Source organism: Nguyenibacter vanlangensis, assembly GCF_013376155.1.
In the GTDB taxonomy this organism is placed as follows: domain Bacteria; phylum Pseudomonadota; class Alphaproteobacteria; order Acetobacterales; family Acetobacteraceae; genus Gluconacetobacter; species Gluconacetobacter vanlangensis.
Window position 1 is genome coordinate 1 of sequence record NZ_JABXXP010000099.1, and the last position, 7577, is coordinate 7577.

General features: G+C 66.7%; 8 protein-coding genes. 3 read left to right on the plus strand and 5 right to left on the minus strand.

Annotated features, from left to right (window positions below; all coding sequences use genetic code 11):
* The 3 genes from HUK84_RS07450 to HUK84_RS07460 form a co-directional block, all read right to left on the minus strand.
* A partial coding sequence (locus HUK84_RS07450; RefSeq protein ID WP_176639723.1) for a 2Fe-2S iron-sulfur cluster-binding protein occupies positions 1-1413 on the minus strand: 1413 nt, incomplete at its 3' end.
* A complete protein-coding gene (locus HUK84_RS07455; RefSeq protein ID WP_176639724.1) occupies positions 1410-1697 on the minus strand; it encodes a sarcosine oxidase subunit delta in 288 nt (95 codons plus the stop codon). The genes HUK84_RS07455 and HUK84_RS07450, both read right to left, overlap by 4 nt.
* 24 nt (positions 1698-1721) lie before the next feature.
* Entirely contained in the window at positions 1722-2975 is a 1254-nt protein-coding gene (locus HUK84_RS07460) for a sarcosine oxidase subunit beta family protein (RefSeq protein WP_176639725.1), read from the minus strand.
* A 220-nt stretch (positions 2976-3195) separates the two neighbouring features.
* Between HUK84_RS07460 and frmR the strand changes: the two genes are divergently transcribed.
* Genes frmR through fghA form a run of 3 tightly spaced genes read left to right on the plus strand, consistent with a single transcriptional unit; the run spans position 3196 to position 5536 of the window.
* Complete coding sequence (frmR, locus tag HUK84_RS07465) at positions 3196-3468, plus strand: formaldehyde-responsive transcriptional repressor FrmR (protein WP_176639730.1); 273 nt, start codon at positions 3196-3198, stop codon at positions 3466-3468.
* 59 nt (positions 3469-3527) lie between these two features.
* The gene (locus tag HUK84_RS07470) at positions 3528-4637 is read left to right on the plus strand and encodes an S-(hydroxymethyl)glutathione dehydrogenase/class III alcohol dehydrogenase (RefSeq protein ID WP_176639726.1); all 1110 of its coding nucleotides are present in this window, start codon (positions 3528-3530) and stop codon (positions 4635-4637) included.
* A gap of 53 nt (positions 4638-4690) precedes the next feature.
* Positions 4691-5536 (plus strand): S-formylglutathione hydrolase, encoded by an 846-nt coding sequence (gene fghA / locus HUK84_RS07475; RefSeq protein ID WP_176639727.1) that lies wholly within the window; start codon positions 4691-4693, stop codon positions 5534-5536.
* A 41-nt stretch (positions 5537-5577) separates the two neighbouring features.
* Here fghA and HUK84_RS07480 read toward each other — a convergent pair whose 3' ends face one another.
* Positions 5578-7131 (minus strand): hydantoinase/oxoprolinase N-terminal domain-containing protein, encoded by a 1554-nt coding sequence (locus HUK84_RS07480; RefSeq protein ID WP_176639728.1) that lies wholly within the window; start codon positions 7129-7131, stop codon positions 5578-5580.
* On the minus strand, positions 7128-7577 hold a 450-nt coding region (locus HUK84_RS07485), incomplete at its 5' end, for a DUF917 domain-containing protein (RefSeq protein WP_176639729.1). The genes HUK84_RS07480 and HUK84_RS07485, both read right to left, overlap by 4 nt.

Consider the following 7577-nt stretch of genomic DNA (forward strand, 5'->3'; position numbering starts at 1 on the left):
GTCATCCAGCACGTCCTGCAGGGCGAAGAGGCCCCGGCACGCCCCGGCGGACCGGAGGCGCTCGACGGACTGGTCCGGCACGTAGACGCCCAGCGCCTCGTCGAAGCGCATCGTGCCGCGCGCCTGGCTGTGGATGTGCAGGCTGGGGGTGAAGCCGCCCGCCATCAGCACGCAGTCGCAGGCGACGTTCCGCCCCTTGCCGACGCTGCCGTTGGCGGCGACCGGCGCGAGTTCGACGCCGCGGACCCGCAGGCTGCCGTTCGCCTTCTGGATGGTGGTGGACGGCAGGACGGGGATGCCCCGGGCCTTCGCTTCCGCGATGACCGGCGCGTCCGGATCGGCCCGCAGATCGGCGATCGCGGCGATTGCCACCCCGGCAGCGGCCAGTTCGATGGCCACGCGATAGGCTGAATCGTCGGCGGTCACGATCACCGCGCGCCGGCCGGGGATCACGCCGTAGCGGTTGAGATAGGTCCGCGCCGCGGTGGCCAGCAGGATGCCGGGCCGGTCATTGCCCTCGAACACCAGCGGCCGTTCCAGCGCGCCCGCCGTGACCACGACTTCGGCGGCGCGCACCTGCCAGATGCGCTCACGCGGCATGTCGGCCGGCGGCGTTGCCAGATGCTCGGTCAGGCGCTGGTTGAGCGCCACCATGTTGTGCGGGCCGTAATTGAAGGCCGTGCAGCGGGTCATCACCTGCACGTTGGGCAGGGCGTTCAGTTCGGTGACGATCTTTTCCACCCAGGCGGACGCCGGAAGCCCGTCGATCCGGCTATGGGCGTCGGACAGCAATGTGCCGCCCAGTTCCGCCGTCTCGTCGCACAGGATGACGCGCACGCCCGTCCGGCCCGCCGCCAATGCCGCCGCCAGGCCCGCCGGGCCCCCGCCGATCACCAGTATCTCGCAATGGGCGTAGTGCAGCGCGTAATGATCGGGGTCCGGCGCGGTCGCGACCTTGCCCAGCCCTGCGGCACGGCGGATGACGGGTTCGTAGACCCTGTCCCAGAAGCCGCGCGGCCACATGAAGGTCTTGTAGTAGAACCCGGCGGGAAAGAGCGGCGCCAGCAGGGTGTTGATCGCCCCCACGTCGAAATTCAGGCGGGGCCCACGGTTCTGGCTGACGGTGACGAGACCCTTGTGGATCTCGACCTGGGTCGCGCGCAGATTGGGCGTGTGCCGCGCGCCCTCGCCCACGCCGATCAGCGCGTTCGGCTCGTCGGAGCCGGCCGAGATCGGGCCGCGCGGGCGATGATACTTGAACGACCGCCCCATGAGGTGCCGGCCCTGCGCCAGCAGGGCGGAGGCGACGGTATCGCCCTCATAGCCCCGGACGGTCCGGCCGTCGAAACGGAAGGAGACCGGACGCGCGGGATTGACGCGCCCGCGCCCGGATACGCGGAACGCGCCGCTCATGCCGCTTCTCCCTGTTTGGCGTCGGGACGGGCGGCGCCCATCTCGTAGGTTTCCAGGATCCGGTCCGTCCGCGTGTCGCGCAGCGCGTTGAAGAAACGGCCGCAGCCATGGGAATGGCGCCAGCGCTCGGCCAGCACGCCCTTGGTGTTGTCGCGCAGATACAGGAAGGCGGCCCATTCCTCTTCACTCACCTCGGGGCCGGGGCGGGCGATGTGCGCCTCGCCGCCATAGGCGAACTCGATCTCGGCGCGCGGGCCGCAATAGGGACATGCGATCAGCAGCATGATCTTTCTCCGTCTCGCGGTGCGTCAGTGCGCGACCGCCGCCGCGGCGGCTTCGTCGATGAGGGTGCCCTCGCGGAAACGTTCGAGGGTGAAGGGCGCGTTGATCGGATGCGGCTCGTCGCGCGCGATCGTCCAGGCGAACAGGTTGGCCGCCCCCGGCGTCGCCTTGAAACCGCCCGTACCCCAGCCGCAATTGACGTACAGGCCCGGCACCGAGGTCTTCGCCGTGATCGGCGAGCGGTCGGGGGTGTTGTCGGTAATCCCGCCCCAGGAGCGCAGCATCCGCAGGCGGCGGAAATCCGGCACCAGTTCGCAGATCGCCTCCAGCGTATGGGCCGGAATGTGCAGGCCGCCGCGCTGGGTGTACGAGACATAGGAATCGGTGCCGGCGCCGATCACCATCTCGCCCTTGTCGGACTGGCTGATATAGGCGTGGATGGTGTTGGACATCACCACGCAGGGAAAGGCCGGCTTCACCGGCTCGGACACCAGCGCCTGCAGGGGGTTGATCTGCAGCGGCAGACGGATGCCCGCCATGGCCATGACGACGGAACTGTGCCCCGCCGCCGACACGCCGATTTTTTTCGCCCGGATCGGCCCGCGCGTGGTCTGCACGCCCGTCACCCGGCCCGAGGCGTCGCGGTCGATGCCCGTGACCTCGCAATTCTCGATGATGTCCACGCCGAGATCGCTTGCCGCGCGGGCATAGCCCCAGGCCACCGCGTCATGCCGGGCGGTGCCGGCGCGGCGCTGAAGCGCGCCGCCCAGGACGGGATAGCGGATATTCGGCGAGATATTCAGCGGCGGACAGAATGCCTTGACCTGCTCGGGCGTCAGCCATTCATTGTCGATGCCGTTCAGCCGGTTGGCGTGGACATGCCGCTTGAAGACCTGCACGTCGTGGACGTTGTGCGCGATCATCAGGCAGCCGCGCTGGCTGAACATGACATTGTAGTTCAGTTCGTCCGAGAGATTCTCCCATAGTTTCAGCGCGTGCTCGTAATAGGAGGAACTCTGTTCGAACAGGTAGTTCGAGCGGATGATGGTGGTGTTGCGCGCGGTATTGCCGCCCGCCAGCCATCCGCGCTCGACCACCGCGATGTTGCGCAATCCGTGCTGCCTGGCCAGGTAATAGGCGGCACCCAGCCCATGGCCGCCGCCGCCGACGATGATGATGTCATAGCTCGGCTTCGGCGCCACCGAACGCCATTGGGGCTGCCAGCCGAGATGACGGCCGAGCGCCTGCCGGGCCAAGGAAAACGCGGAAAATTTCTGCATGACGACCTGTGTCAACCTCCGCACCGACGCGCGAAACCGGTGTGGATCATGGAGGGCGATCGGGGCGAAATCTTTCACAAAAAAGACACCCCACTTGCATGTTTGCGACACGCCCGGCGATCCCATGCGTACCTCGGGCCGCAGGGCGATTCCAGGGTGGCCGCTTGCATCCGCCACGGCATGTCAATATACTACCCCCCAGTATGAGGGCGAGGATGTCGTGCCGCATAGTCCGGAAGATAAGAAGCGTGCCCTGACCCGCGTCCGCCGCGTGCGTGGCCAACTGGACGCGCTGGAGCAGGCGCTGGCGGAGGGAGCGGCGTGCGGCCCGGTCCTGCAGCAACTCGCCGCCGTTCGCGGCGCGATCAACGGACTGATGGCGACCGTTCTGGAAAGTCACCTGCGCGAAGAATTTCTTCATGCGAAGGACGGGGACGCGGGCCGGGAACCGATCGACGAGACGATTGCCATCATTCGGTCCTATCTGCGTTGATTGCGGATGCTTTGCCGAAGGTTCATGCAATTTTCAATTCAGCTTCGAGGAATGAAGAAATGAAATCACGTGCTGCCGTCGCCTTCGAGGCTGGCAAGCCTCTGCAGATCGTCGAGATCGACGTCGCGCCGCCGCGAGCCGGCGAGGTACTGGTAAAGATTACCCACACGGGTGTCTGTCACACGGACGCGTTCACATTGTCGGGCGACGATCCCGAAGGCATTTTCCCCGCCGTTCTCGGTCATGAGGGTGCCGGCGTCGTGGTCGCGGTCGGCGAAGGCGTCACGAGCGTCAAGGCCGGCGACCACGTGATCCCTCTCTATACCGCCGAATGCGGCGAGTGCCTGTTCTGCAAGTCCGGCAAGACCAATCTCTGCACCGCGGTCCGCGCGACGCAGGGCAAGGGGCTGATGCCGGACGGGACCACGCGCTTTTCCTATCAGGGGCAGCCTGTCTATCATTATATGGGGTGCTCGACCTTCAGCGAATATACCGTCGTCGCCGAGGTTTCGCTGGCCAAGATCAATCCGCATGCCAATCCGGGACATGTCTGCCTGCTCGGCTGCGGCGTGACGACGGGCATCGGCGCGGTCCATAATACCGCCAAGGTCCAGCCGGGCGATTCGGTTGCGGTGTTCGGCCTGGGCGGCATCGGCCTTGCCGTTATCCAGGGCGCGCGCCAGGCCAAGGCCGGACGGATTTTCGCCATCGATACCAACCCGGCGAAATTCGCGCTGGCCGGCACGTTCGGGGCGACGGATTTCATCAATCCCAAGGATCACGACAAGCCCATCCAGCAGGTCCTGATCGAGATGACCGGCTGGGGCGTGGATCATACCTTCGAGTGCATCGGCAACGTCCAGGTCATGCGGGCCGCGCTGGAGGCGGCGCATCGTGGCTGGGGGCAGTCGATCATCATCGGCGTCGCGGGCGCGGGCCAGGAAATTTCCACCCGGCCGTTCCAGCTTGTGACAGGCCGCACGTGGAAAGGTTCGGCCTTCGGCGGCGTCAAGGGCCGCACGCAGCTTCCCGGAATGGTGGAGGATGCCATGAAGGGCGAGATCGACCTGGCGCCGTTCGTAACCCATACCATGGGGCTTGAGGACATCAACCGCGCCTTCGACCTGATGCACGAGGGCAAGTCGATCCGGTCGGTCATTCATTACTGAACCGAACCACGACCCCGGTCCATTCCTGCCGTCCCTGTCGAGAGGAACATAAAATGGAACGAATCGAACGCCATGCCTGTTTTGGCGGATGGCAGGATGTCTATCAGCACGCGTCCGAGACGCTGGGCTGCACCATGAAGGTCGGCGTCTATCTTCCGCCTCAGGCGCAGTTCGGCGACGTGCCGGTGCTGTACTGGCTTTCTGGGCTGACCTGCACCGAGCAGAATTTCATCACCAAGGCCGGGGCCCAGCGTTATGCCGCCGAGCACGGCGTCATTCTTGTGGCCCCCGATACGAGCCCGCGTGGTGAAACCGTCGCGAACGATCCCGCATATGATCTCGGGCAAGGTGCGGGCTTCTATGTCAATGCGACGCAGGATCCGTGGTCCGCGCATTATCGCATGTATGACTACATCGTCGATGAACTCCCGCGCCTGATCACGGCGAATTTCCCGGCAACGGACGCCCGGAGCATCTTCGGTCACTCGATGGGCGGCTTCGGCGCCATCATGATCGCATTGCGCAATCCCGGACGCTTCCGAAGCGTATCGGCGTTTTCCCCGATCGTCGCGATCACCCGGGTTCCGTGGGGACAAAAGGCGTTACGCGCCTATCTTGGCGAGGATCCCGCGGCGTGGAAAGCCTGTGACCCGCTTGAGCTTCTGAAATCCGCGACGGAACGTCTTCCGATTCTTGTGGATCAGGGACTCGGAGATGAATTTATCGGCTCGCAATTGAAGCCGGACATTCTGCAGGCCGCGTGCGCGGAGGCCGGTCATCCGCTGATGCCCAATCTCCGTCCGCATTACGACCATAGCTATTACTTCATTTCGAGCTTCATCGGCGACCATATCCTGCATCATGCGACCGCGCTGAAACTGGAGAGGTCCCCATCCTGAGGACCATTTCACTATAGGGTGGACCGCCTTTCCCAGGTGGGTCAGGTCGCCGCCGGGGGGTGGGAGATGTCGCCGACGACCCGGACCCTGACCCGGCGGGCGTCGCCCGGAATGTACGTCAGGGGAATGTCCTCGATTTCCACCGTCTCGAGCGTCGCGGGAGCGGCGCCGTCGGCCACGGCCTGGTCCCGGGCCATGGTCAGGGCGGTGTCGATCGCGGTGTCGCGCGTGACGCCGGTGAAGATGCGGTCGACCTCGCCGGAGATCCGGGCGATGGCCGCGCCGACCGCGTTGGCCACGGCATGGTGGGGCACGCGCACGATCTGATGCACGCCCTCGATCCGGTCGGGCACGAGAAAGGCGCCGCCGCCGACGGCCACCAGGGTGACGTCGCCGGCCTCGCTCTTCGTACGGTCGATCGCTTCGGCCAGCATGGCGGCCATGCGGGCCTGTGCGCGATGCAGCAGGCCGGGAGAGAGGTCCGCGACGCGGGTCGCGTCACCCAGGGACACCCGGCCCGCCGCGACCGCGACGTCCGTGGCGCTGAGGGTCGTGCCGCCGAAGATGCGGCCCTCTTGCAGCAGGCGGAAGCCCAGGCTTTGCGGACCGATCGCGGCGCCGTCATCGCTGACGATCGAGCCGCCGCCCAGGCCGATCGACAGGAGTTCGGGCATGCGGAAGAGGGTGCGGACGCCGCCGATCTCGACGGCCGCATTCGCCTCACGCGGGAAGCCCGCCCGCAGGGTACCGAAATCGGACGTGGTTCCGCCGACATCGACCACCATCGCATCGGCCATGCCGGACAGGAAGGCGGCGCCGCGCATCGAGTTGGTCGGGCCGGAGGCAAAGCAATAGACCGGAACGGCGTACACGCCGGCGGCGTGCGCGACCGTGCCGTCATTGCGGGTCAGGAACAGGGGGGCGGCGATGCCGCTGGCGCGCAGCGCCGCGATGAACGCATCGATCGTCCGGCGCGCGAGCGGTTGAAGCGTGGCGTTCAGCAGCGCGACATTTTCCCGCTCGAGCAGGCCGATCCGGCCAAGCCGGTGGGACAGCGTGACCGAAACATCGGGGATTTCCTCGGCCAGAATCCGTTCCGCCTCCAGCTCGTCATCCGCCACCAGGGGGGAGAAAACGGCGCTGACGGCGATGTGGCGCAGCCCGGCCGACGCCATGTCGCGGGCGGCGCGGCGGATGGCGTCGCGGTCCAGTGCGACGATACGCCTGCCGTCATATTCATGGCCGCCCTCGACCATGTGCACCTGGCCGCGTACCAGCGGGACGAGATCATCGGGCCAATCGGAAAAGGGCGGAAGAGAGGCGCTGGCCGGCAGGCCGATGCGCAGGGCGCCCACCGGGCAGAGTTCGCGCCGCTGGACCACGGCATTGACGAAATGGGTGGTCCCGATCATGACCGCGTCGATCGCGTCGTCCGTCGTGGCGCCGGGCTGTTCGAGCAGCCGGGCCAGCGCGGTTTGGATGCCGCCGGCGATGTCGGGCGTGGTGCCGGTTTTGACGGCGGCGCGCACGCCCCCCGACCCGATCAGGACCGCATCGGTGTTGGTACCACCGACATCGATGCCGATACGGCTCATTGAACCGTTCCTTTCGCGCTGTCGTCGCTGAACAGGCTGACATGGTCGAAATCGTGGCCGAAGGCGCGCGGCCCCACATTTTCGATCCCCCGGGGCGTGCGCATGATCGGCGCGCAGGGAAGGGCGAGGACGGAAATGCGCTGTCCGTAGCGCAGGCTTTCGGTGCCGATGGCGTCGCCCGAGACGCTGTCGAGCAGGCAGATGAGGTCCGGAGTGCTGGCCAGCACCGCGCCGTCCCGCCATGCCGCGGAATATTCGTTGCGAAAGGCGACGTCGAGGCGCGATCCGCGATCGGCGTCCAGGCCGGCCAGCCTGACGCGACCCTTGAGGAAACCGCCGGAGGTTTCGCGCTCGACGTCCGTGATCCGGCCGCGGAACAGCATCTTGCCGCCCGCCGTGTCGAGCGCCGCGGCAACGGGGTCGTCGTGCCGGGCACGGGCATCGCG

What these genes read in the sequence shown, in the direction of transcription:
- HUK84_RS07455 (WP_176639724.1), bottom strand. Translation starts at nt 1,697, where the DNA reads ATGCTGCTGATCGCATGTCCCTATTGCGGCCCGCGCGCCGAGATCGAG.
- HUK84_RS07460 (WP_176639725.1), bottom strand. Translation starts at nt 2,975, where the DNA reads ATGCAGAAATTTTCCGCGTTTTCCTTGGCCCGGCAGGCGCTCGGCCGT.
- HUK84_RS07470 (WP_176639726.1), top strand. Translation starts at nt 3,528, where the DNA reads ATGAAATCACGTGCTGCCGTCGCCTTCGAGGCTGGCAAGCCTCTGCAG.
- fghA (WP_176639727.1), top strand. Translation starts at nt 4,691, where the DNA reads ATGGAACGAATCGAACGCCATGCCTGTTTTGGCGGATGGCAGGATGTC.
- HUK84_RS07480 (WP_176639728.1), bottom strand. Translation starts at nt 7,131, where the DNA reads ATGAGCCGTATCGGCATCGATGTCGGTGGTACCAACACCGATGCGGTC.